This window comes from Rhizobium sp. P2_G2 (genome assembly GCF_056403555.1).
The window spans coordinates 42,349-66,967 of the sequence record NZ_JBFUFF010000037.1 but is presented as its reverse complement, the minus strand read 5'-3'; the positions used below and the strand labels follow the sequence as shown (position 1 = coordinate 66,967).

Sequence of the window (24,619 nt, the reverse complement as noted above, 5' to 3'; positions counted from 1 at the left end):
GGACCAAGCTTCACAGCAGCAATCCCATCGAACGCCTCAACGGCGAGATCAAGCGCCGCACCGACGTCGTCGGCATCTTCCCCAACGACGATGCCATCGTCAGGCTCGTCGGTGCACTGCTGCTCGAACAGAACGACGAATGGGCTGTTCAGCGATCCCGTTACATGACCCTTGAGACCATCGCACAAATGAGCGATGATCCGTTAATCAGCCTRCCCGCTGCGGCTCGCTGACCCATTCCCGGCTCAGCCGGAAAGCACGGCGATCACMGAGCCGAGCTACACCACTCCCAGAGACGCGATCGTCATAGGCCTCACAGGCGCGGCACAAGCAGGTCCTGCTGAAAACAGGGAACTGGTCATAAAGGCTGTTACCGGTCTTTTCATCGATCATGATCCGGCGGTTGTCGACAAATACTGGAGCCCAAAATATATCCAGCACAACCCCATGTTCCCCAGCGGCAGGGAGGTCATCCAAGGATTTGCGTCTAACCCACCGCCCGGCTTCAAATATGAAATGGGTGCGGTTGCCGCCTATAGCAATATTGTTATGGTGCGCGGCCGATACACAGGTTTTGGGCCCAAACCGATGATCGCGGTCGATATGTTCCGCGTTGAAAAAGGCAAGATCGTCGAGCACTGGGATGTGCTTCAAGAGGAAGTCCCCGCCGCCCAAACGAAAAGCGGCAACCCGATGTTCGTTCCTGGGATGTAAAGTAAGCAAAGGCCAAGCGGAAACCGCCGGCGTAGACGACATCCTGTTATTTGACGGCCGAGACTGAGTGGCATCTCTCCTCAGCCAAGCTCGGCTCAAAAGCCTTCGTGATCGTTGTTGAGCTTGACCTGCCGGAGCGTTGCGGCAAATGGAAAAGGTCCATCGGCGTTTCGGCCACTGGTGCCGTGCCGGAATAAGGGAGCGTGTCTTCGACACACTCTAGGCCGACCGGGAAAGGAAGTACCTATTGATCGACGGGGCCATAGTTCGCATCCACCAACGGGTGGACGTTGGAAAGGAATCCAAGGTTCGGCACCGCGACATCCCAGAGATGGAAGGAAGACCAAAACCCAAATGCTGCCGGTATGTTCGATCGTCCCCAGCGCTCTATCGTGACAACCGGCCAAGTTGGCGATTGCACCCAGGTTCCAGTTCTTCTCACCAGCCAGACAAGCACTACTCTGCAGTAAAGCCTATGACACTCGCAAAGATCGCCAATACGTAGTGGACCAAAGCGGTCATGCCCTTAGGGCCTCAATTCGCTGACAGCGAAGGATTTTGGCGTCAGCGGCACGTCGAGCGGATAGGCTTCCTCCACCACATAGGGGCCGCCGCCGACCGAGTCGCGCGACGACATCAGCACGAAGCGCGAGACCGTGAACGGGCCGGCGGAGAAATCGCCGCGTCCGGAGAGATAGTGCATGACGTCGTCGATGCGCGCATTCTTCAACCGCGCCAGCGTCACATGCGGAGTGAACTTGCGGCTTTCCGCCGGCAGGCCGATGCGCTGGCAGATGCGTTCGAGATCGGACTGCAGTGCCATCAAAGGGGCGGTGGGCTGCACGCCGGCCCAGATGCTGTGCGGTTTCTTGCTGCCAAAGACGCCAGTGGAGGAGAGTTTTATGTCGAATTGCTGCCGGCGGACCCTGTCGAACCCAGCTATGACCTCATCGGCCGTGCGGTGATCGATGTCGCCGATGAACCGCAGGGTGATGTGAAAACTCTCCCTGTCGATCCAGCGGGCACCCGGTACGCCGCCCCGCAGGAGTGACAGACTCATCGCTGCACTTTGCGGGATTTCGAGGGCGGTGAACAATCTCGGCATAAACGAGCCTCCTCGAATAAAATCTACTTGACTAACGAATCATCGATTCGCCGATGGCGCAACGACAAAATCGTAATTCTGAAGTAACGCACAAAAAATTCACATTTTGATCATTTTCACGAAAGCTTCGGCGGTCGAAAGGAATTTTGCCGCCATGATTTTCGTTCCCTCGGCGTTTGGATGCATCCCGTCCTTGAGCTGCGAATCAGTCTTCAACACGACACCATCAAGAAAAAACGGATAGAGCGGCAGGTTGTACTTGGCTGCGAGGTCCTTATAAATCGGGTTGAATGCTTTCTCGTAATCCCTGCCCATGTTCGGCGGCGCGAGGATACCGACCAGCAGAACTGGGATTTTTCGCTCCTGCAGGCGCTGAATGGCGGCCTCGAGATTCTTGCGCGTGTCCGCCGGCGAGAGGCCGCGCAGTGCGTCGTTGGCGCCGAGCTCGAGGATCACGCCGTCGGTGCCATCCGGCACAGACCAGTCGATGCGTGCCAGCCCGTCGGCGCTGGTGTCGCCGGAGACGCCGGCATTGGTGATCGCCACGTCGTAACCCTTGTCCTTCATCAGCTTTTCGAGCCGGGCGGGAAAGGCTTCCTCGGGGGCGAGTTCATAGCCTGCCATCAGAGAATCACCGAAGCCGACGAGGGTGAGCGTCCTCGCTTCGGCCGCAGTTGCCATTAAAAACAGCGCGGCCGCCATTATTGCGCCTGCGAGAACTTTAAATGTCATGCGGCCTCTCCTAAGTTCGCTCCGGGGCGTGGCTTGAATTTGAATATAGGAACCGAAGGTGTGGGTGAAACCATAATCGAGCTCAAAAATGCCGACCTCACGCTCGGCGCCGCGGCCAATGCCGTGCATGTCCTGAAGAAACTCAATCTTTCCATCGAAAAAGCGACGTCCAACGGCATTACCGGTCCGTCCGGCTCCGGCAAATCGACGCTGCTGATGGTCCTGGCCGGCCTCGAACGGCTCGACGCCGGCGAGATCGTCATTTCCGGCGAACCGTTGCACAATGCCGACGAGGACACGCTGGCCGCCTTTCGCGGCCGCAATATCGGCATCGTCTTTCAATCGTTTCACCTCATTCCCAACATGACGGCGCTGGAAAATGTTGCCGTGCCGCTGGAACTCGCCGGCGATCGCGATGCCTTCGCCATCGCGCGGCGAGAATTGCAGGCGGTCGGTCTCGGCGAACGGCTTGAGCACTATCCCGGCCAGCTTTCCGGCGGCGAGCAGCAGCGGGTGGCAATCGCGCGGGCGTTGGCGCCCGCGCCAAAACTGCTGATCGCCGACGAGCCCACCGGCAATCTCGACACGGAAACCGGCAAGCAGATTGCGGACCTCTTGTTCTCCGAGCAGGCCGAGCGCGGCATGACACTGCTGCTCGTCACGCATGATGCGACGCTTGCCGCGCGTTGCGACCGTCAAATCCGCATCCGCTCCGGCGAGATCATCGATCCCGGTGCATGATGGTCTCGGCACACACTTTTCTCGCCAGCCTGCCGCTCGCCCTCCGTCTTGCCCTGCGCGAGATGCGCGGCGGCTTGCGCGGTTTCTACATCTTCATGCTCTGCATCTTGCTGGGGACGGCGGCAATTGCCGGGGTGAATTCGGTGGCGCGGTCGATGACCGATGCGATCACCTCGCGCGGCAAGGAAATCCTCGCCGCCGACATCCGATTCGATCTGAAACACCGCGAAGCCAATGCCGACGAACTGGCCTATCTCAAGAGCCTTGGCCAGGTGTCCGTGTCGAGCAATCTCCGCTCCATGGTCCGGCGCGGCGACAAGCAGAACCAGGCACTGGCCGAACTGAAGGCGGTCGACAATGCCTATCCGCTCTTCGGCCGCTTTGCCGCGGATCCCAACAGGTCGCTATCCGACCTGCTCCAACCGCAAAATGGCGTCTATGGCGCGGTGGTCCAGCCGTCGCTGCTGGATCGATTGGGCATCAAGGTCGGCGACACGATCCTTGTTGGTGATTTGACCTTCGCCATTCGCGGCACGGTGGTGAACGAGCCCGATCAACTCTCGGAAGGCTTTCTGTTCGCACCACGGCTGATGATTTCCCGCGAAGCTCTTTTCAAGACCGGTCTTATCCAACCAGGCAGCCTTGTCGAACATGACTACCGCGTCAAGCTCGACGATCCCTCGCGCAAGCTCAAGGCGATCCGCAAGGAAGCCGACGCAAAATTCCCCGAGGCCGGCTGGGCAATCCGCGGCGCCGGCAATGCGGCGCCGGCGCTGTCGGACAATATTCGTCGTTTCTCGGAGTTTCTGACACTGGTGGGGCTGGCGGCGCTGGCCGCCGGCGGGGTCGGCGTCGCCAATGCCGTCAATGCCTTTCTCGACCAGAAGCGGCAGGTGATCGCCACGTTCAAGAGCCTTGGCGCGCCGGGGCACCTGATCGCCACCATCTATATGATCCAGATCATCTCGATCGCCGCAATCGCCATCCTTGCGGGGCTGGTCCTCGGTGCAGTGATCACGCCGGTGGCAGGCTATTTCCTCAAGGATTTCCTTCCCATTCCGTCCGGGTTCCCCTTCTACCCCAAGGCGCTTGCCGTCGCTGCCGCCTTTGGCTTGTTGACGACGATCGCATTTTCCATCCTGCCGCTCGGACGGGCGCGGCTGGTGCGGGCAAGCGAACTCTTCCGTTCGCAGAGCTATGACGGTTGGCGCCGGGTGCCGTGGCGCTACTATGCCGCCGCGGCCATCGTGCTTGCCATGATCGCGGCGCTGGCGATCGTCTCATCCGAGGACAAGTTCATTGCTTCGAGCTTCCTGCTGGCCACGGCCGGGGCCTTCATCGTGCTGCGGTTGGTGGCCTACGGCGTGTCGGCGATTGCGCGGCGGGCTCCGAAAGTCACGTCGCCAGCGCTGAGGCTCGCCATCGGCAATATCCATCGGCCGGGCGCGTTGACGGCGTCGGTCGTGCTGTCGCTTGGGCTTGGGCTGACTCTGCTTGCCGCGCTGGCACTGGTCGAGGGCAATTTGCGCGGCAATCTCGTCGGTGCGATGAGCGAGAAGGCGCCGAACTTCTTTTTCATCGATATCCAGAGCCGTGATGTCGACGGTTTCCGCTCGCTGGTGCAGGCCACCGCGCCGGGCGGCAAGATCGAGGAAGTGCCGATGCTGCGCGGCCGCATTCTCGCCTTCAACAATGTCGATGTGACGAAGAAGACCGTGCCGCAGGAGGCGCGCTGGGTGCTGCAGGGCGACCGCGGCATCACCTATGCCGACGCGGTGCCGGAAAATTCCAAGCTGGCGGAAGGCAAATGGTGGCCGAAGGACTATAGCGGCGAGCCGCTGGTATCCTTCTCCGCCGAGGAAGGCCATCAACTCGGCCTCAAGGTCGGTGACACCGTGACCGTCAACGTGCTCGGCCGCAATATCATCGTCCGGATCGCCAATCTGCGCGAGGTCGAATGGCGATCGATGTCGATCAATTTCGTCATGGTCTTCTCGCCCAACACGTTCCGCGGGGCGCCGCATGCCTGGCTGGCGACGCTCACCGACCCCGGCGCCAGCAATACAGTCGAGCAGGCTGTGATGAAGAAGGTCACCGATGCCTATCCGGCCGTGACCTCGATCCGGGTCAAGGATGCGCTGGACATCGCCGCGGACCTGGTGGCGCAGCTTGCCGTAGCCGTGCGCGCTGCCGCCTCGATCGCGCTTGTGGTTTCCGTTCTCGTGCTTTCAGGCGCGATCGCGGCGGGTAACCGTGCCCGCATCCACGATGCCGTCGTGCTCAAAACGCTGGGCGCCCGGCGCACGATGCTGATGCGCGCCTATCTTTACGAATATTTCCTGCTGGCGCTCTCCGCTTCGGTCTTCGCGTTGATCGCTGCCACYGCCGCATCCTGGTATGTGGTCACCGAGATCATGGAGTTCCCCTTCACCTTCCTGCCGGGCACGGCGCTGTCGACGCTCGTCATCGCGCTTTTGGTGACGGCCGGCACGGGCCTGATCGGAACATGGTCGGTGCTGGGGCAGAAAGCGGCGCCGATCCTGCGCGAGCTTTGAATTTGGTAGTGTCGACTAGGATTTCAATCATGGGGGGCAAAACATGACCGTTTTGTCATCGTAACCCCCTTGCTTCGAATTGAAAGCCGTCCCATATTCTCTATATGCTTGCTGGAGCTCCGCAGCGGCACACGGGCGATGACCGCCATGGGTGGCCTATGGTCCGGTACCGTGACATTCTCTTGAAACCGGAGCTTTGTTAGAGGGACTTATGTCTGACATCAGAGACTTCCAAGCTCGATCGAGCAATCCGGCCGTCGGTCGCACCGATGCCGGCATTGACCAGGGCCTTCGCTCCTACATGCTCAAGGTTTACAACCTGATGGCGCTCGGCGTGGCGCTGACGGGTCTCGTTGCCTTTGCCTTCGCGGGAGCTGCGGTTGCACCCGACGCCCAATCCGCCGTCGCCGCTTATGGCCATGTGAATCTAACCTCCTTTGGTTACGCCATCTATGCAAGCCCCTTGAAATGGGTGATCTTGTTCGCCCCGGTGGCGTTGGTATTTCTGCTCTCCTTCGCGATTGAGCGTATGAGTGTCTTTACGGCTCAACTCACCTTCTGGGCCTATGCGGGACTGGTCGGTGCTTCGCTGTCGAGCATCTTCCTCGTTTATACCGATGCCTCGATCGTCAAGACCTTTGCGGTGACCGCTGCCTCCTTCGGCGCACTATCGCTCTACGGCTACACGACCAAGCGTGACCTGTCGCCGATCGGTTCGTTCTTGATCATGGGGCTGTTCGGCCTGATCATTGCCCAGTTGGTCAACTTCTTCCTGAAGTCGCCGGCCATCGACTTCGCCGTCTCGTCGATCGGCGTTCTGGTCTTCGCCGGCCTGACCGCTTGGGACACACAGCGGATCAAGGAAATGTATTTCGAATCCGACGGTTTCGAAGTCATGCAGAAGAAGGCCATCATGGGTGCGCTGAACCTTTACATGGACTTCATCAACCTGTTCCTTTTCCTGTTGCGCTTCATGGGCAACCGGAACTAAGACAGGCTCGGAGCCTAGATACCAAAGGGCGGCGTCAGGCCGCCCTTTTCATATCCGGAGTAGCCCATGCAGATTCGTGTCCGCGACGCCATCCCCTCCGACCTGCCGGTCGTCACCGAAATCTATCGCGAGTCCGTCCTGAACGGCATCGGCACCTATGAGCTCGATCCGCCGACCGAACTCGAAATGACCGTGCGCTTCACCACCATTACCGGGCAAAACTATCCCTATCTGATCGCCGAGGACGAGAGCGGCAGGATTTTGGGTTATGCCTATGCCTCGCCGTTTCGTACGCGCGCCGCCTACCGCTATCTTGCCGAGGATTCGATCTATGTGGCAGCGGATTCACGTGGCCTCGGCGTCGGCCGCACCCTGCTTGACGCGCTGATGAGCCGAACCGCGAGCCTTGGCATCCGCCAGATGATCGCCGTGATCGGCGGTGCGGGCGCGGCTTCGATCGCCTTGCATGAAGATGCCGGTTTCAAACATGTCGGCCGGCTTCCGTCGTCGGGTTTCAAGTTCGGCAAATGGGTCGACACCGTGCTGATGCAGATCGACCTGGGGGAAGGCGACGAGACCATTCCCGGTGAAGAGCCGAATCTGCGCAAGGTGATCTGAGCGACCAAATTTGCGTCATTGGTCCGCGGCGTGGGCATGGTTAATGCTCGCTTAACCCCTCGCCATTAATCTGCGCAGCATGGCCGCTTTTTCTCGGTTGCGGCAGTGATTCTTCGATTTTGTGGCGGGTCGAATTTATGGCGAAAAGCATTCCGGCGGACTATCACGGCCGCTCCCTTCGCTTGATCATCCTTTCCTTCGTCTGGCGTCAGGCCAAGGCGATCGGCGGGATTGCGTTGATCGGCATGCTGGGGCTTGCGGTCGCGGCGCTGTCGACCTGGAACGTGCTGGATCCGAGCTATTCCAACGCTACATCGCACCCGCCGTCGAACATACTTGGCACTGGTGGTGCCTATTTTGCCGACCTGATGATGCAGTTCTTCGGGCTGGCCGCCGTGATGGCGCTGCTGCCGGTCTTCGCCTGGTCGCTGATGATGATCATCAACGTCCCGGTCTACCGGCCGTTGTCGCGCGCAGCCGCCTGGTTCGGCGGTTCGGTATTGGCCGCTGCTGCGCTTTCCTGCGTCGAGCCCCCAACGACCTGGCCTATCCCGAACGGGCTGGGCGGCGTGTTCGGCGATCTCGTATTGAAATTCCCGGCGCTTTTTCTTGGGCACTATCCGAGCGGCATCCCCGCGATGATCATCGGCGCTGTCTGCGCCCTTCCGGCGCTCTGGCTGCTCGCCTTTGCCGCCAATCTGCTCAACACCGAAAAGCCCGTGCGGCCCGAGAAGAAGGTCGGTGCGGCGGTCATGCCGATGCGGCAGGCCAAGCCGGTTCAGCCTGTCGAACCACCGGTCGAGGAAGAGGAGCGCGATTCGCCCTTTGCCTTCCTTCAAGGCTATTTTGGTCATTATTGGTACGCGGCGCAGGCGCGGCTTCGCCGCCTGACCGGCGTGCCGAAAAAGCCCATGCGCCGCGAATTCGAGCAGCCCTACGATCTCAACGACGAGGAATTCGGCCTGATGCCGCATGCTGCGGAAGCGCGGGACAGCGGCCGGGTCGAGCCTTCGATGTTCGCGTCGAAAGAGACGCAGAAGATGTCGCCGCTTCGGCGCATCATTTCCGCGCCGCACATGGACCCGGATCTCGATGACGACGATGGCGCACCGATCGAACTCGACCGGCATCGCCCGGCCGGTCTCCTGTCCGATGATGACGACGAGGATGGCGACTGGCAGGTGACGCCGGACGTGCGAGCCCCGCAGCGTGTTGGTGCTGCTCCCCGCGCTGCCGCCCCGCAGCCCGCCCGCCCGGCGCAGCCGGCACCGATGCCTGCCAAGCCGAAAGTGGCCGCGGCGATGAGCCGAACCCCGGCCCCCCCGTCGCGTGACGGTTTCGACCTGCCGCCGATCGAGCTCCTGGCCGAGCCGAAAGTTGCGGCCCGTGACGCCAGCCTTTCCAATGATGCTCTGGAGCAGAATGCCCGCATCCTCGAAGGCGTGCTCGACGACTTCGGCGTCAAGGGCAATATCATCCATGTCCGCCCCGGCCCGGTCGTCACACTCTACGAGCTGGAGCCTGCGCCCGGGATCAAATCCTCGCGCGTCATCGGCCTGGCCGACGACATCGCCCGCTCGATGAGCGCGATCGCCGCCCGCGTTGCCGTCGTGCCGGGCCGCAACGCGATAGGCATCGAACTGCCGAACAAGTCGCGTGAAATGGTGGCGCTGCGGGAAATGTTTGCGTCGCGGGATTTCGATGGCACCAAGGCCAGGCTGGCCGTGGCGCTCGGCAAGACGATCGGCGGCGAACCCGTGATCGCCGATCTCGCCAAGATGCCGCACCTGCTCGTCGCCGGCACGACCGGTTCCGGTAAATCGGTGGCGATCAACACGATGATCCTGTCGCTGCTCTACCGCATGACCCCGGAACAGTGCCGGCTGATCATGATCGACCCGAAAATGCTGGAACTCTCCGTCTATGACGGCATTCCGCATCTCCTGTCGCCTGTCGTAACCGATCCCAAGAAGGCGGTCGTGGCGCTCAAATGGACCGTCCGCGAGATGGAAGAACGCTACAAGAAGATGTCGAAGATCGGCGTCCGCAATATCGACGGCTTCAATGCCCGCGTCAGCCAGGCGATGGAGAAGGGCGAGGTCATCACCCGCACCGTGCAGACCGGCTTCGACCGGCAGACGGGCGAGGCGATTTACGAGAGCGAGGAGTTCGATCTCGCGCCGCTGCCCTATATCGTCGTGATCATCGACGAAATGGCCGACCTGATGATGGTTGCAGGCAAGGATATCGAAGGCGCGGTGCAGCGCCTGGCGCAGATGGCCCGCGCCGCCGGCATCCACGTGATCATGGCGACGCAGCGTCCGTCGGTCGATGTCATCACCGGTACGATCAAGGCCAATTTCCCCACCCGCATCTCCTTCCAGGTGACGTCGAAGATCGACAGCCGCACCATTCTGGGCGAGCAGGGCGCGGAGCAACTGCTCGGTATGGGCGATATGCTCTATATGGCCGGCGGCGGGCGCATCCAGCGCGTCCACGGCCCATTCGTCTCCGACAATGAGGTCGAAGATATCGTCGCCTTCCTCAAGACCCAGGGCGCGCCGCAATATCTCGACGCGATCACCGCAGACGAAGACGATGAGGATGATGACGAGCGTGGCAGCGGCCCGGCCGGCACGTCCAACCTGGCCGATTCCGAAGATCCCTATGACCAGGCAGTCTCGGTCGTGCTGCGCGACGGCAAGGCTTCGACATCCTATATCCAGCGCCGGTTGGGTATAGGCTATAATCGCGCTGCCTCGATCATCGAGCGGATGGAGAAGGAGGGCATTGTCGGCCCTGCCAATCACGCCGGAAAACGCGAGATTCTGGTGCCAACCGAAGAGGACGTGCTGGCGCGCTGAGCGTCGGCCGATATGCCTCATCGCTGATGGAACGCCTTGAAGGCGCCCCAGTTTCCTTGCAAATGGAACGACGGATATGGAGACCCGAATGGTTCGAATTGATGCTGAAAACAGCAATGGCCTGATGCTTTCGCGCCGCGTCGTGCTTGGTGGCATGTTGGCTGCGCTCCTGACGGCTATGGTGCCGGTCGATCTGGCCTTTGCCGAAGCCTCGCCAGTGGCCCAGAAGATTGCCGACCATTTCTCTTCGGTACGGACTATGTCGGGTGAATTCGTGCAGTTCGGTCCGCGCGGCGAACAGACTGGCGGCAAGTTCTTTCTGGAACGGCCCGGCAAGATCCGCTTCAACTATGAAACGCCCTCGCCGATGCGAGTCATTTCCGATGGACGCTCGGTCGTGATCGGCAATCTCAAGCTCAAGACCTGGGACATCTATCCGCTGTCCAAGACGCCGTTGGCGCTGCTGCTCTCCGACAAGATCGACCTTGGCGGCAAGATGGTACGCGACGTCAAGGAAGAGCCGGACCTGATCACCATCAAGCTCGGCGATAAATCGGTGTTCGCCGATTCGACGATCACCATGATGTTCGACCCCAAGTCCTATGACCTGCGCCAGTGGACGATCACTGACAACCAGGGCAAGGATACGTCAGTGATGATCTTCAATATCCAGACCGGACAGAAATTCGACGAGAAGGTCTTCCGCGTCCCCTATGACGAAGTGCAGAAGCAGCACCAGGGCGGGGCTCACTGATCGAGGCTCTGTGGAGAATCGTCCAGACCCGCACGAACGCGTGCATATTTGGCTTATAACCCCATGAAATAGTTGCTAATGTCCGGCGCAAATTGCCTGCCGGAGTATTTCATGCTGTTTACGCTTGCCACCTGGAACATCAATTCCGTCCGATTGCGGATGCCGATCGTTGAGAAGTTCCTGGACGCCTATGCCCCCGACATTCTCTGCCTCCAGGAAACCAAGTGCACCAACGAGCAATTCCCGGCCGAGCCGCTCAAGGCGCTGGGTTACGCGCACCAGGCGATCAACGGCCAGAAGGGATACCATGGCGTCGCCATCCTGTCGAAGATCCCGCTCAGTGACCTGGATTACCGCGACCACGGCAATGTCGGGCATGCGCGGCACGTATCGGGCAGGTTCACGGTCGGATCGCGGACGATCCGGTTGCACAATTTCTATGTGCCGGCCGGTGGCGATGAGCCCGACCCGGCGATCAATCCGAAATTCGCCCACAAACTCGATTTCATCGAGGAGATGAAGGCGGCTCATTCCGAGGCGGAGGCGGGTGTGTCGACTCTGCTTGTTGGGGACCTCAATATCGCGCCGCTCGAAAACGATGTCTGGTCGCACAAGCAGCTGCTGAAAATCGTCAGCCATACGCCGGTGGAAACCGATGGCCTCAAGCAGGTGATCGCGCGCGGCAACTGGCTCGACCTGATGCGGCAATTCATGCCCGAGCCGCAAAAACTCTATACGTGGTGGAGCTACCGTTCCGCCAATTGGGAGCTTGCCGACAAAGGCCGCAGGCTCGACCATATCTGGTCATCGCAGGACCTTGGGCAGCATCTCAGATCAATCGAGATCCTCAAGGAGGCGCGGGGTTGGGACAAGCCGTCCGACCATGTGCCGGTCATTGCCAGGCTGGAATTCTGACAGGGAAATAAGACATGCTGATGGGCCGCGTCGACGAGTTACAGAACGGCAAGTTCTACGGTTGGGCTTTCAATGAGGATCAGCCGGACGAACATCTGGTGATCCGGATCACGCGTGGGGCGAAGGTGATCGCCACCGGTGTCGCCAATGTGGAGCGGCGCGATCTCAGGGAGGGTGGCGTCGGTGGTGGCGACCATGCCTTCGAGATCGCCGCGCCGCAGGATGTCACCTCGTTCCAGGGCCTGATGATCGTTGCACAATCACAGAGGGCCGGCGAGATTCCGCTGCCGGTCGCCACCAATGACGATCGCCGCTTCGACGAGATGTTCTCGGCCTATGCCGAACAGTACGGAGAGGCGCTGACTGGATTCAGAGAGGAAATCGATGCGCTGAAGAAGCGTTGCGAGGCGCTGGAGTCCGATGCGACAAAGGCAGCCTCGCCAACGGAACTTCCAATGGATTTGGCCGAGAGGCTCATCAAGCTCGAATCGCGGCTCGACTCGACCGAGGTGTTCATCGTCAGGATCGACGAAATGCTGCGACAACTGATGGATGAGCACAAGAAAAAGGGCAAGAAGCGTTTCGGCCTGTTTTAGGTGCGCCGCGAATGCGTATCCTGTTCGTCCACCATTATTTCCCCGGCCAGTTCCAGCGCATGGCCAAGCATTATCTGGCGGCTGGGCATGACGTGATCGCCCTACATCGCGGCATCAAGGACGGCCGTTCGATGACGCCGATCGACGGGATCAAGGCGCTGGAATATGGCCGTCAGGTGAAGCCGGATCGCGATCCCGACCATGTGCTCCACGATACCGAGGAGTTTATTCGCGAGGCGGCGAGCGTCTGCATCGAGGCGGAGGATTTGAAAGCTCAGGGTTGGGAGCCGGATCTGGTCTACAGCCATACAGGCTGGGGAACGGGCGCCTTTCTCCACGACGTCTTTCCACAGGCCAAATTCGTCAAATATTGCGAATGGTTTTACAATAACAACGCTGACAGCACGGAATTCCTCACGGGCGAGCAGCCCTTTGCCTCGCGCTTCATGACCAGCCTCATGAATATTCCGGTGCTTGCCGACCTGATGCGCGCTGATCTCATGATCTCACCCACCGAATGGCAGCGCGCGCAATTTCCGGCGCATATGCGTGAAGCGATCCAGATCGTGCCGGATGGGGTGGACACGAGCCTCTTCCGGCCTGATTCAACAGCGCAGTTTGCCCTGCCAGGTGGCAGGATCTTGCGCGCCAGCGACAGGGTGGTCACCTATGTTGCGCGTGGCGCCGATCCGTTCCGCGGCTTCAAGCCGTTCATGGAGGCGCTGGCGAAAGTGCAAGCACGCGATCCGGATGTCGAAGCAGTCATCGTCGGCGATCGACAGGTTTATTATGCTTCGAATCCGGGGTCGGAGGAACACTTCCATGCTGTCATGGCGGAGGCGAAGATCGATCCGGCTCGGACGCATTTCACCGGCGCGCTACCTTACGGGGATTACCGCAAAGTGCTGCAAGTATCGGCGGCGCATGTCTATCTGACGGTACCTTTCGTGCTCTCGTGGTCGGCGTTCGAGGCATTATCGACAGGCTGTGCCGTGGTTGGTTCGGACACTGCGCCGGTCCGGGAATTCGTCACGGATGAAGAAAATGGGCTGCTGGCTGGTTTTTTTGACCCCGATGCGATCGCATCGAGGATCGAAATCGCTCTCGCCGGCGGCCCAGCGATAGAGGCAATGCGGAGGTCGGCCCGCCAGACCATCGTCGAACGCTGGTCGGCTGAGATAGCAATAGAGCGGCATGAGAATTTGATAAACCGGCTTATGCAGCTCGGATAGACTGGTGGCCGGCTGAAACGGACTATCCTGTCGGCAAGCTGCGGCTGTCATAGCCAAAGCGCAGAAAATCCTCCGCATAGATCAACTGTGCCAAGCGGATTTCCTTCGGACCATAATATGCAGCGAGCTTGTCGCCGGCATCGGTCGAATGCCGGACGGYAGCGATATTCGTTGGGATGGCCAATCGTTCGCAGACATAGCGGAAGTCAGTTTCGAACTGTTCGAGCCTGCCGATGAAATGATAGCTGACGGCATCGGGTTGCGTGAGCCAGGCTTGTGGTGCCCAGTGTGCGTCGCGCGCGTCTTCCTTTTGCTCGGCGATGGCTCTTAGGAAGGTTTTGAAGGTCGGGGTCACCGACGGATCGAGACCGAGTTCAGGTAGCAGTCTTCGCCGCTCCGGTTCGGAGGCGACGATCTTGTCGAGATAGCACGACAGAACGCGCGTGAAAGGATTGCGCACGAAGGTGAAGCGGAACCAGTCGTCGGCTTGTAGCGCCTGAAGAAAGAGATCGGGGCTGTCGAGCGGCGTCATGAGCGGCGAAAGCTCTGGAAAATGCTCGTCTCCGTAATTGCGGAAAACCAGCGCGCCGTCGATCTCGGCGGTCTGCAGTCTGTGCTTGATCGCGGTGCAGGCCACTTTCGGTGTCTCGACATAGAGATATTTGTGCCGATTTGAGAGGTGACAAAGCGAATTGGCATCGGCGAAGGGCAGATGCATGGTTTTCGCAATTGCAGCCCGGACTGCGACCCCAGCCTCAGTTCGGTCATCCAGATAGGTCAAATCCGTAAGCGTGTCGGCAACCTGCAAATCAAGGCGAACGCCCTGCATCATGAACCCATCGACTGGATCGCGTCGATCGGAAACGTCCTCGCGGAGCGTGAGAAAGAGCTGTTCAGGCGTTGGTGTGTTCGGCTCGCCGGCAGGAAGATGCAGCGGGATCGCGGCGAGTCTGGGATAGCGGGATTGAAAACCGTCCTGGCCAAGCGGCGCCATAACCCGGCTGCTGGCGCGTTGAAGGTTCGGGGCAAGGTTCAGTCGCTCGTCCAATAGTCGCTCCCCACACATCGCTTCAGGCATTGCCGTAAAAAGCGAGGTAATGCTTGAGCAGATCGGTCCGGGTCGGAATTGGTCGGCTGGGCCTGGCGTCAGCGAGGCTCGGTTCGACGATGATGCGCGCCATGGCCTCGGCGAGCGCCATCGGATCGGATCGCTCTGCGAGGACGCCCATGCCGTAGCGGCCGAGGATTTCCGGTGCACCACCATGCGGATAACAGACGACCTGGCGGCCGTGATGCAAAGCCTCGTAGATCACCAACGGCGCATTCTCCCACCAGACGGAGGGAAAGGCGAGACAGTCGATCGACTGCAGGTGGCGCGGCATGTCCTCCGGCAGATAATGACCAAAGCGCTGGATACGGTCGCCGAGCGTCGTCCTGGCGGCCTGAATGCGGTCGAACAGCACATTGTCTTCGAAGAGCTGTGAGCCATGCACATGGAGGCGGAAATCCATGTCGCGCCTTGCCAGGATATCGGCAGCGTCGAGCAGGTCGGACAGGCCCTTCACCGCGGAAATATTGCCGAAATAGCCGAAGGTCAGCGGGCCTGTGCCTGTTGGTGGCGCCAGCGATATGTCGGCGTCGCCGATATAGCCGTTTTCGATCACCTCGATCGGATGCGGCAATCTTATGTAGTGCTCGAACTTTTGCTTGAGGAAGTGCGAGGGGGAGACGATCCGGTCGCATAGGCTCAGCGCATTGCCGACATCGAGAATGCGCATGGCAAAATCATTGGCGCGCTTTTCGGGAAAGCACTTCAGGCATTCGATAAGCGTTGGGCCAGGGCAGCGCTGACGCGTCTCATGCTTATAGAGTTGGCCGTGATTGGCGCAGATCAGGTAATAATCATGCAGCGTCAGCACGATCCGGGCTTTTGGAAGCGCGTTGCGGATCGCATGGAAAGATTCCAGGCCGAAATTCAGGATATGGTGCATGTGCACCACATCGGGCCGGATCGCCTTCAGATAGTCCTGGAATTCGCGCAGGAAGCCGAACTGATCGAGCTGCGACAGCGCAAAGCTGCTGAATCCCTCGCTGAAGAGCGCTGCTTCGCGCTGGTCGTCGGAAAGCGCGATCATCTGGGTGCCGAGATTGGGCAGGGTCTGGTCGGCGTCGAGCGCGCCGAGATACCAGCTGTCCAGTCCGGAAGCCAATGCCTGGCGGTGCAGCGCAAGCGCGGTCATTTCCGTGCCGCCGGGATGGAAGCGCGGATGGTTGTGGGCGACCTGCAATATACGCGGCGGCGTCACATGTCCTCCCTACGGCTCATATCAGAATCAGATCCTGGCTCCAGGGGCCGGGGCCGCCGCGCCATTGCCCCTTGCGGATATCGGCTTTGCGGCCCGTGGCTCCCTGGATCAGATCGGCAAAGTAGTTCCCTGAATAGCAGACGGCAGCCAGCGGCGGATAGCCCTCGACATGCCAGCGGTTGGGATTGCGCACATCCTGTTTGTCGAAGTGGAGATGTGGCAACTCGGACTGGAAAGGGATGGTGCCGTCGTAGAGGAAGGCGGTTGCGAAAATCCGGCCCGTCGGCTTCACCACACGGGCAAGCTCGTCGAGATAGGCGGCGATTTCGGGCTCGTAGAGATGGGTGAAGACCGAGGTCAGAATGGCGAAGTCGATGCTCTTGTCTTCGACGGGAAAGGTGAACTCGGTCGATAGGATCGTCCCTTCCGGCCGGTAGAGTTCGTTATAGAGATCGGCCCATTCGAAACGAAAGTTCGGTTGGCCGGCGTAGGCCTTGCGGCACCATTCAACACCTTCGATGACCGGGTCGAAGCCGATATAGCGGCCTTTCTCGGGATCGAGAAACAGGCTGAGGCTGGCGCTGATGCGGCCGATGCCGCTGCCGACGTCGAGCACGGTGTGATGCGGTTCAAGCCCGCCAACGGTGACGAAGTAACGCAGAAACTCTGCCGATATATCGAGATAGGGCCCGCGTCCGACGAAGATCTCCTCTTCGTTCGGCACCGGCACGGCGCTCGCCCTCAGACCGGCAAGAGCCTGTTCGAGACGTTCATTCAACACGGGTGAAATCCATGGCTTTGTTGGCTTCGACGATATGGTCATTCCACCTCAATGTATGCAGCGCTCGATTATAGACGGTCGATCCGAGATCTTGATCGTTGCTGTTCGGCATGGATTGCCGCTCGAAATGATGCAGCACGATCGACGGCAGATAGTAGGGCAGGCCGCCCCGATCGCGCAATTTGAGGCAGAGGTCACTGTCTTCATAATCGCCGATCACATAATCGCTGGTGAAGCCGTCGACTGCCAGATAGTCGGCCTTTCGGATGACCATGCAGGCGCCAGTCACCGCAGGCACGACGCCTTCACGATTGGCTGGGGCGAAATTAGCGCCATAACCCTTCCAGAAGTGAAAGTTCTGCCAGAAGCCGGTCGATAGCTGGTAGAAATACATGCCCGCATGCTGCAGGCTCCCGTCGGCATAGACGAGTTTCGGCCCGATCACGGAGAAATCAGGCAATGTCGCGAGTTTTTCCTGTGCTTTTTCCAGCCAGCCGGCATGCGCCGGGATGACATCGGAATTCATCAGCACGATCACGTCGCCTTTAGCCTGACTGACGCCCATATTGTTGGCCAGGGCATAGCCGCCATTACGCTCCAGCATGACAAGCCGCAGATCGAGCGGATAAGTGAGCGCATAGCCTTCGAGCAGCGAGGCGACCTCTTGGCCGAGCACGGGATCGTCGAGCACGTAGACGATCTCGCAATTGGCTCGCATATAGGGATCGACGGAGAACGCCATCAGCTGCGAACGGAAAAAGCCGATCTCGCGATAAAGTGGGATGATCAGCGATACCGCGCGGCTGGACCTCTTCCCATAGTCCCGAACTTCACGAACGGATTGCCGGTCAATGAGCGCCTTCTGGATCGGCGCCAGCGCCGGCATGAACACGGTTTCCAGTAATTCTGTGGTGAAGGCATGACCGGCAATGCCGCGCAGGATACGCAGGCGTTGACCGACGAGCTCCTGTGGGGCAGTCGCAGCGCTCAGCAAATGGTTCTCACCATTGGTGAGAACGACGCGAACCGCGACATTGTCGATCGGCCGGGCATCGGCTTGCCGCGGCATGAAGCAAACGAAACGCTTGGCCGGACGATCCTTGCCCCAAAGGTTCGCTTCGGCCTCGAAAAGTTTCCAGGATGAGGAAATTCCTGATGTTTCCAGGCTGTGATCGACGGCGACGATCTCGGAAATATATTGGTCTGGATCATGGAGCCAGCCGTGCACGAAGAGGCCATTCGCCAGGGGAATCACATCCTCCAGAGCGAAATGCAGGCCAAGCAATGGCTCGTCGAGCATCGGGCGGGGAACGTCCTGCCGTCCGAGACGATTGAGGAACACGGCAGCCTCGTCATCGCTCTCCGTCAGCAGCGAAAGCAAATCCGGGTCGCGGCGAACACATTCGGCATGAAAGGCTTGAAGATCAGTATGCCGCCGCACGTTCACGTCGATGACCATCAAGCGGTCACGTCCGATGAACAGGTATCGGCCTTCCGCAATCGCGCCGGAAAAGGAGATCGTCGTCAGGCGTTGCTGAGGATTGCCGCGAGCAAGAAATTGCCGAATCGGTCCGATGCGTCCGAGGGATAGCCGCTCCGCTGAGAGCGAGACGAGCAGATCCTGCTCGTGAAAGCCGGAGCGTGGCGGAATGACGGCAAGCGCTGTGTCGAAGCCTTCGACAATGTCGAAATGCACCATCCCCGCGGCCTGACCGAATTGCTCGGCAAGCGCCGTGGCAATAGACATGAAGATTGCATCGGCACGCAGTGGAAAGGTCAGCATTATGGTGCCAAAAAGCGCTTTGAGTACGGCAAACTGCTCGGCTGGGTCCGCGACGACGGCGTCGATAAATTCGTTGAGGTCAGGCAGGTCCTCCGGGGCGAAGCCTATATCGCCTTGCGGAAGCTGGTGCAGCCTAAGCGTGGTTTCGCCGACGGTGATTTCCATCTGTCGGGTCGCGGCATGGGCGATCGCTGCGACGCGGCGGCCCGCGTCATCGGCCGCCGACAGAAAAATCCGCTCGCCTATGCGGCAGAGCGGTATCCAGTCGGAATCGGGGGACACTGACGCGTTACTGCTCACGGAAAGCTCTGTGGAAGCTTCTTAATATCGGCATGGCCAGATAAGCCAAGGCGGTGCGATTGCCATTGATGATCGAGATATTGGCCGTCATGCCGGGATAGAGAAACAGGTTGGGCTGTTTCGCCAGTTCGCCGTCATCGATCCTGACCCGAATAGGATAGCCGCCTTCGCCCGTTTTTTCATCCGGGATGCTATCGGCAGCGACATAGGTCACGTGGCCAATGAGGGGGAGCAATTGCTGGCTGCCAAATGTTCCGAGTCGGATTTCGGTTTTCTCGCCGACATGGACCGCGTCTATATCCACCGACAGAATGCGTCCTTCGATGACCATGGGCTGGTTGTCTGGCACGATATCGAGGATTGGCTGGCCACCAATGACGGCCGATCCGGGCGTACGGACCTTGATGTTGGCTACGACGCCGTCCTGTGGTGCGCGGATTTCCGATTTGGTAACGACGTCTTCCGCGGAAATCAAATCCTGACGCGCACGCGCCATATCCGCCTGGGCCTGTTGGATCGCCTCGGAAATTATACGAAAATAGTCCGTGCGGCGATTCGACAATGACAATTCAGCCTGGCTGCGACGTTGCCGGCTTTCGGCGATCCCGGCATCGGACTCCGCGATCCGCGCCTCGATGTCCATCAACAGGAGTTTCTTTTCGTTCAACGCACTTGTGGTCACGAGTTGCTGGCGCTCAAGCTTCGCCAGCGAGTCGTAGTCGCGATGGATGATAGTCGCCTGCTCGGCCGACGCCTTGCGCCGGGCCACGAGGGCTGCAGTTTGACTGTCTATCTGATCTATCAGCGACCGATCCGTTCCAAGCTGGTCGCGGAACTGGCTTCTGCGCTCCTGGAACAGCTTAGCCTCAGTGCTGATGAGTTGAGCTGCGGTTGTGGGATCAACGCCGTCGGGGAGAGGCTTGTCATAGGAGAGTTTGGGACTCTCGTCCTTTTCCGCGAGCAGCCGGGCCAACCGGATGTCCAGGACCAGCAATTGTTGACGCAGCTGGATCACCGCTGCTTGACTGCGCGTTACGTCCAACGTCGCGAGCAGTTCCCCCTGCTTGACCTTGGCGCCTTCGTCGACGAGAACTGCCTTCAGCGTCCCGCCTTCGAGATGCGTCACCGTCTTGGTGCTGCTCTCAACAATCACCCGGGCCTGCGCCATGGAGGCTTGTGCGACGTTGGTATTTGCGGCCCAGACGAAGAAGCCACCGATGCCGATTACCAGGGTAATGATCCCCACCATCATCGGCGCGAACAACGAGGCCGTGGCTTCCGACTCCTCACGGAGGACAGCATCCCAGTCGCTGAGCGCGCCGGCGGCAGTGTGTTGATATTCCGAGGGTTGCAGAGTGATGGAAGCAGGCATCAGGCCTCTCCCTCATTCGAGACCACCCGGATCGCCTTTTTGCGGCGCGCATCGCTGGCGGCGCGGGCCTCGGGAGAAATCATTTCGATAACCTCGGTGCGTGCGCCGAATTGCTTCACCATGCCATCTTCGATGACCATCATCTTGTCGGCCACGGCCATCACAGAAGGCCGGTGCGCGATCATGATGATAATGGCACCGCGTGCGCGTGCCTGCTCGATCGCGAGGATGAGCGCCTGCTCGCCAATATTGTCGAGATTGGAGTTCGGCTCATCAAGGATGAGAAACTTGGGCTCGCCGTAAAGGGCACGCGCCAGGGCCAGGCGCTGCAATTGACCGCCGGACAACATGTGCATACCCTCCTGCACCGGCGTGTCGTAGCCATGCGGCAGGCGGCCGATCATTTCGTGGATTCCCGCAGCCTGGGCGGCGCGAATGACATCTCTCGGATCGCTATCCTCCATGCGGGATATGGTCTGCCGGATCGTTCCGTCGATGATGGAAAGCGTCTGCGGCAGATAGCCGACGGCCTTGCCGAACGAGCCACGTTCCCAAAGATAAGTTGAATGGCCATCGAGATAGACGCCGCCGGCCGTCGGCTTGATAATGCCGGTCAGGCAGCGGGCGAGCGTCGATTTGCCGRCGCCCGACGGGCCAGCTATACCTAGAATTTCGCCAGGCGACAGGGAGAAGCTGATACCACGCAGGATCGGAATCCTGTAGCCTTCGGGGAGATAATAGAGGTCGTCGACCACGAGATCGCCGTCGCCGACGGGCGCTGGCATCGTCTGTCGTCCGGAGCCTTCGGTTTCGACCAGTTTCTTGATCCGGCCCCAGGACTGAGCAGCCTTGACCCAGGAATTGTACGCCTCGATCATATTTGCGAATGGGCTGACCGCCTGACTGGTCAGTACCATGCCCGCAAACAGCAGGCTTGAGCTCATCTGATTGGAAATTACCAGATAGGCCCCGACTGCCACGGTGATGATCTGCAGGCTCTTCGAGAAAGACTTGGTGATCGAGAGCACGATATGGACACGCTCATCGGCTGTCCTGGAATATTCCAGCGTCTCGGCTTGCGAGCGGCGCCATGTCCGGACGAGCGCCGGCAGCATGCCCATCGCCTCGATGGCTTCGGCATGCCGGAAGGAATTCGCCACCTCCTGCAGATGGCGCTGCTGGCTCGCATTGGCCGCCTGCAGCGAGTGCCGCGTCAGGCGGTCGTTGACGATGTTGAGCACCACCATGACCGCGATGAACGCTAGAGCGACCAACAGATAGAGTGGATCGATAAAAAACGCTGCGACAAGGAAAATGACGGCACAGGTCGCGTCGAGCGGCGCCGACATCGAATGCCCTGCGACGAATTGCCTGAGTTCCGCGATATCGCGTATCACGGCGCCGCCCTCATTGACGCCGCCTTCGATGGATTTCAGCACGCCCGCCTGCAGCGCCGGCAGATTGAGTTTTTGCGCCATGCCGTAGGCGATGACGCCATAGGTCCAGGAGCGGATATAGTCGAGGACGCCATAGAGGATGACGACGAAGACACCGATTACAAGCAGGCCGACGAGCGTATCGTAGCTCTTGGCCGGGATCGCGCGCTGATAGACCTGGATCATGAAAATCGGCGAGATCAGCGTCGTAAAGTTCAGGAAGAAGCTGATGAACCCCGCAAAAATGAAGCCACGCAAGAACAGCTTCCGTGCGGACTGCAGCAAGAATATCGGGCTATTACGCTCTTCGGTCATCAGTCCATCGTCGATTGTATTTTCCGTCGTTATAAGTCGCTGCGCTTTCGGTATCAATGCTGTTTGTGCGTGATGGACAATTTACTCAATCGAAAATTGAAATTTTAGAATATGCAGTCGTTTGGCGTGTTATGTCGGATAGGGCTGTAATTGAATGCATCGGACAGTTTCTCGTCGTTTGAGGCTGCCTGATAATTTGCGTTCACTGTGCCCGATTCAACACACGGCTGAAAAGTCTTTTGTTTCAACACAAACATGCGTTTGAGCGTTTACGGTCCATTTACTAACAATCAGTGAGCGAGTGGATGCAAGATTTCGTGGTTTGATTTTTCCATACTTCCATGTATCAGTTCATGCGGGTAACGAGCGTAACGATTCGTGAGCACAAGGGGTAAGATATGGCTACGAGAGTTGGAACTAACGCCGGCGAAAAGCTGATGGGCACGAAGAAGATGGATCAGCTCTTCGGCAAAGGCGGCGACGACAAGCTGTACGGTGGCGCTGGCAAGGACTTGCTCGTTGGCGGCAAGGGCAGCGACCAGCTGACTGGCGGCAAGGGTGCCGACACCTTTGAATTCAAGAAGGGCGATTTCGACAAGAAGGACGTCGATACCGTCAAGGACTTCACGCTCAAGCAGGGTGATATCCTCCAGTTCGCCAAGGGCGTGGTCAAGAGTGTTGGCGACGTGGTTGACAAAGCCGCGGCCTCCAAGGATGGCAAGGACACCATCATCAACCTCGGCGATGGCAACAAGATCGTTCTTAAGGACGTCAAGCTCGCCGACTTCGTCAAGAACCCGCACGATCACATCGTGGTCGGCTGATAGCCGGAGCGCCTTCGGGCGTTTTCGCTTTCTCGGTATCGAATTGAAAAACCCGGCTTTTGCCGGGTTTTTCTTTGCCTGAAGCGCATCGCATATTTTGGGATTCAAATGACGCGCTTCATCTTTTGTTTTTCTGCATGTCGTCATCCCGAAACCGGGGGCTCTTTTCGGGCGACATGCTCCAATCACAAGAACCGCTGCCAGATCGTCTTGTAATCGCAATATTTATCGATCGCATGCACGGAGCGGTCGCGGCCGAAGCCTGATTGCTTAAAGCCGCCGAAAGGCGTGGAAAAGTTCGACATATCGTAGGTGTTGATCCACACCGTGCCGGCCTGGATGTCCTCGGACACGCGGTGGGCGCGGCTCATATCGGAGGTGAAAACGGCGGCGGCGAGACCATAGATCGTATCGTTGGCGAGCCGGACGGCTTCTTCTTCCGTATCGAACGGGATGACCGTGAGGATAGGTCCAAAAATCTCCTGACGCGCCAGTGAGGCGTCGTTGGAGGGGGCGATGAAGACGCCGGGCGAGACATAAAAGCCCCCGGTTTCCGCCATGACGCGCTCGCCACCGAAGGCTCGCTTTGCGCCCTCGCGCAAACCGGCATCGACCATGCCAAGCACCTTGCCGAGATGGGCATCCTCGATCAGCGCACCGATCTGGGTGCTTGGGTCGAGCGGGTGGGCCAGCGTAATCTCGCGGTCGGTCACATCCTTGATCTTGGCAACCAGAGCATCGACGACGCTACGCTCGGCGAGCAGCCGTGTCGAGGCATGGCAGGTTTCACCGGAATTGTAGAAGCAACCCCAGGCCGCGGCGGATGCGGCTGCGTCGAGATTGGCGTCAGCAAAGACGACCAGCGGCGATTTGCCGCCGAGCTCCAGCGCCACGCGCTTGAGATTGGTCTGGGCCGCATAACCCATGATCAGCTTGCCGACCTCGGTCGAGCCGGTGAATGCGATCATGTCGACATCCATGTGCAGAGCAAGTGCCTTGCCGACTTCCTCGCCGTAACCCGTAACGACGTTGAAGACACCGTCAGGCAGACCGGCCTCAGTCGCGAGCTCGGCGAGACGGATCGCCGTCAACGACGATTGTTCGGCCGGCTTCAGCACTATGGAATTGCCGGCGGCAATTGCCGGGCCGAGCTTCCAGGTCTCGATGATCATCGGATAGTTCCACGGCGTGATCGCGCCGATGACGCCGAGCGGTACCTTGCGGACCAGCGCCCGGTCGTTCGGGCCGGTCGGTGCGACCTCGTCATAGAGTTTGTCGCACGTCTCCGCGTAATACTGGATGCAGTCGGCGGCCAGGCGGGCGTCGACGTTGAGTGACGCCATGACCGGCTTGCCGGTGTCGATGGTCTCCAGCAGCGCCAGTTCATCGGCGTTCGTCCGGATCAATTCGGCCCAGCGGACCATGATCTTCTTTTTCTCGCTCGGATCCTTCCTGCGCCAGATGCCGGTGGCGAAGGCCTTGCGGGCGGAGGCGACAGCGCGGTCGACATCGGCCTGGCCGCCGCGAGCGATCTCGGCACCGGGCTTGCCATCCATTGGGCGGATGCGGGTGAAGGTCAGGCCGGTCTCGGCGCGGGTAAGTTTGCCGTCGATATAGATGCCGCCCTTCGGCGTCGTCTCGGCAAGCGCCTTTTCCCAATAGGCACGGGTATATTCGGTGGTCAT

Annotated in this window: 21 protein-coding genes; 12 read left to right on the top strand and 9 right to left on the bottom strand. The window is 59.6% G+C overall.

Going from position 1 to position 24,619, the window contains the following annotated elements; genetic code table 11:
• Together AC1D06_RS23490 and AC1D06_RS23485 are read left to right on the top strand one after the other, a co-directional pair.
• Positions 1–233: transposase (locus AC1D06_RS23490; RefSeq protein ID WP_477988205.1), on the top strand; the 233-nt coding region annotated here is incomplete at its 5' end.
• Complete coding sequence (locus tag AC1D06_RS23485; protein ID WP_477988211.1) at positions 220–714, top strand: nuclear transport factor 2 family protein; 495 nt, start codon at positions 220–222, stop codon at positions 712–714. The genes AC1D06_RS23490 and AC1D06_RS23485, both read left to right, overlap by 14 nt.
• 526 nt (positions 715–1,240) lie before the next feature.
• Here AC1D06_RS23485 and thpR read toward each other — a convergent pair.
• Positions 1,241–1,819 (bottom strand): RNA 2',3'-cyclic phosphodiesterase, encoded by a 579-nt coding sequence (gene thpR, locus AC1D06_RS23480; RefSeq protein ID WP_477874957.1) that lies wholly within the window; start codon positions 1,817–1,819, stop codon positions 1,241–1,243.
• Between the two features lie 99 nt (positions 1,820–1,918).
• Positions 1,919–2,551, bottom strand: a complete 633-nt coding sequence (locus tag AC1D06_RS23475; RefSeq protein WP_477988210.1) for an arylesterase — start codon at positions 2,549–2,551, stop codon at positions 1,919–1,921.
• Between the two features lie 60 nt (positions 2,552–2,611).
• Between AC1D06_RS23475 and AC1D06_RS23470 the strand changes: the two genes are divergently transcribed.
• The 9 genes from AC1D06_RS23470 (at position 2,612) to AC1D06_RS23430 (ending at position 13,817) form a co-directional block, all read left to right on the top strand.
• Entirely contained in the window at positions 2,612–3,292 is a 681-nt protein-coding gene (locus tag AC1D06_RS23470) for an ABC transporter ATP-binding protein (protein WP_477874959.1), read from the top strand.
• Positions 3,289–5,847 (top strand): ABC transporter permease, encoded by a 2,559-nt coding sequence (locus AC1D06_RS23465; protein WP_477988204.1) that lies wholly within the window; start codon positions 3,289–3,291, stop codon positions 5,845–5,847. Before AC1D06_RS23470 ends, AC1D06_RS23465 begins: the two co-directional genes overlap by 4 nt.
• 211 nt (positions 5,848–6,058) lie before the next feature.
• Positions 6,059–6,838, top strand: coding sequence for a Bax inhibitor-1/YccA family protein (locus AC1D06_RS23460; RefSeq protein WP_477874963.1), 780 nt, complete (start codon positions 6,059–6,061; stop codon positions 6,836–6,838).
• Between the two features lie 66 nt (positions 6,839–6,904).
• Positions 6,905–7,456 carry an N-acetyltransferase family protein gene (locus AC1D06_RS23455; RefSeq protein ID WP_477988203.1) on the top strand — a complete coding sequence of 184 codons (552 nt, stop codon included), beginning with the start codon at positions 6,905–6,907 and terminating at the stop codon, positions 7,454–7,456.
• A gap of 137 nt (positions 7,457–7,593) precedes the next feature.
• Complete coding sequence (locus AC1D06_RS23450) at positions 7,594–10,320, top strand: DNA translocase FtsK (protein ID WP_477988202.1); 2,727 nt, start codon at positions 7,594–7,596, stop codon at positions 10,318–10,320.
• An 88-nt stretch (positions 10,321–10,408) separates the two neighbouring features.
• Positions 10,409–11,074, top strand: a complete 666-nt coding sequence (locus tag AC1D06_RS23445) for an outer membrane lipoprotein carrier protein LolA (protein WP_477874968.1) — start codon at positions 10,409–10,411, stop codon at positions 11,072–11,074.
• 111 nt (positions 11,075–11,185) lie between these two features.
• Positions 11,186–11,989, top strand: coding sequence for an exodeoxyribonuclease III (locus tag AC1D06_RS23440; protein WP_477988200.1), 804 nt, complete (start codon positions 11,186–11,188; stop codon positions 11,987–11,989).
• Between the two features lie 14 nt (positions 11,990–12,003).
• Positions 12,004–12,585, top strand: coding sequence for a hypothetical protein (locus AC1D06_RS23435; protein WP_477988198.1), 582 nt, complete (start codon positions 12,004–12,006; stop codon positions 12,583–12,585).
• A gap of 11 nt (positions 12,586–12,596) precedes the next feature.
• A complete protein-coding gene (locus tag AC1D06_RS23430) occupies positions 12,597–13,817 on the top strand; it encodes a glycosyltransferase (RefSeq protein ID WP_477988196.1) in 1,221 nt (406 codons plus the stop codon).
• Between the two features lie 22 nt (positions 13,818–13,839).
• On the opposite strand, the gene AC1D06_RS23425 is transcribed toward AC1D06_RS23430, so the two are convergent.
• Genes AC1D06_RS23425 through AC1D06_RS23400 form a run of 6 tightly spaced genes read right to left on the bottom strand, consistent with a single transcriptional unit; the run spans position 13,840 to position 22,053 of the window.
• The gene (locus tag AC1D06_RS23425) at positions 13,840–14,865 is read right to left on the bottom strand and encodes a sulfotransferase family protein (protein ID WP_477988194.1); all 1,026 of its coding nucleotides are present in this window, start codon (positions 14,863–14,865) and stop codon (positions 13,840–13,842) included.
• 22 nt (positions 14,866–14,887) lie between these two features.
• Positions 14,888–16,123, bottom strand: coding sequence for a glycosyltransferase (locus AC1D06_RS23420; RefSeq protein WP_477988193.1), 1,236 nt, complete (start codon positions 16,121–16,123; stop codon positions 14,888–14,890).
• 16 nt (positions 16,124–16,139) lie between these two features.
• Positions 16,140–16,904: a class I SAM-dependent methyltransferase gene (locus tag AC1D06_RS23415; RefSeq protein WP_477874978.1), complete on the bottom strand. Its 765-nt coding sequence runs from the start codon at positions 16,902–16,904 to the stop codon at positions 16,140–16,142.
• A complete protein-coding gene (locus tag AC1D06_RS23410) occupies positions 16,894–18,987 on the bottom strand; it encodes a glycosyltransferase family 2 protein (RefSeq protein ID WP_477874980.1) in 2,094 nt (697 codons plus the stop codon). Before AC1D06_RS23410 ends, AC1D06_RS23415 begins: the two co-directional genes overlap by 11 nt.
• Positions 18,977–20,359: an HlyD family type I secretion periplasmic adaptor subunit gene (locus AC1D06_RS23405; protein WP_477988192.1), complete on the bottom strand. Its 1,383-nt coding sequence runs from the start codon at positions 20,357–20,359 to the stop codon at positions 18,977–18,979. The genes AC1D06_RS23410 and AC1D06_RS23405 overlap by 11 nt, the downstream gene beginning before the upstream one ends.
• Positions 20,359–22,053, bottom strand: a complete 1,695-nt coding sequence (locus tag AC1D06_RS23400) for a type I secretion system permease/ATPase (protein ID WP_477988191.1) — start codon at positions 22,051–22,053, stop codon at positions 20,359–20,361. Before AC1D06_RS23400 ends, AC1D06_RS23405 begins: the two co-directional genes overlap by 1 nt.
• 455 nt (positions 22,054–22,508) lie before the next feature.
• On the opposite strand from AC1D06_RS23400, the gene AC1D06_RS23395 reads away from it, so the two are divergent.
• Complete coding sequence (locus tag AC1D06_RS23395; RefSeq protein WP_477874985.1) at positions 22,509–22,934, top strand: hypothetical protein; 426 nt, start codon at positions 22,509–22,511, stop codon at positions 22,932–22,934.
• A gap of 185 nt (positions 22,935–23,119) precedes the next feature.
• Here the strand turns inward: AC1D06_RS23395 and AC1D06_RS23390 are convergent, their stop codons facing one another.
• The gene (locus AC1D06_RS23390) at positions 23,120–24,619 is read right to left on the bottom strand and encodes an aldehyde dehydrogenase (protein WP_477874987.1); all 1,500 of its coding nucleotides are present in this window, start codon (positions 24,617–24,619) and stop codon (positions 23,120–23,122) included.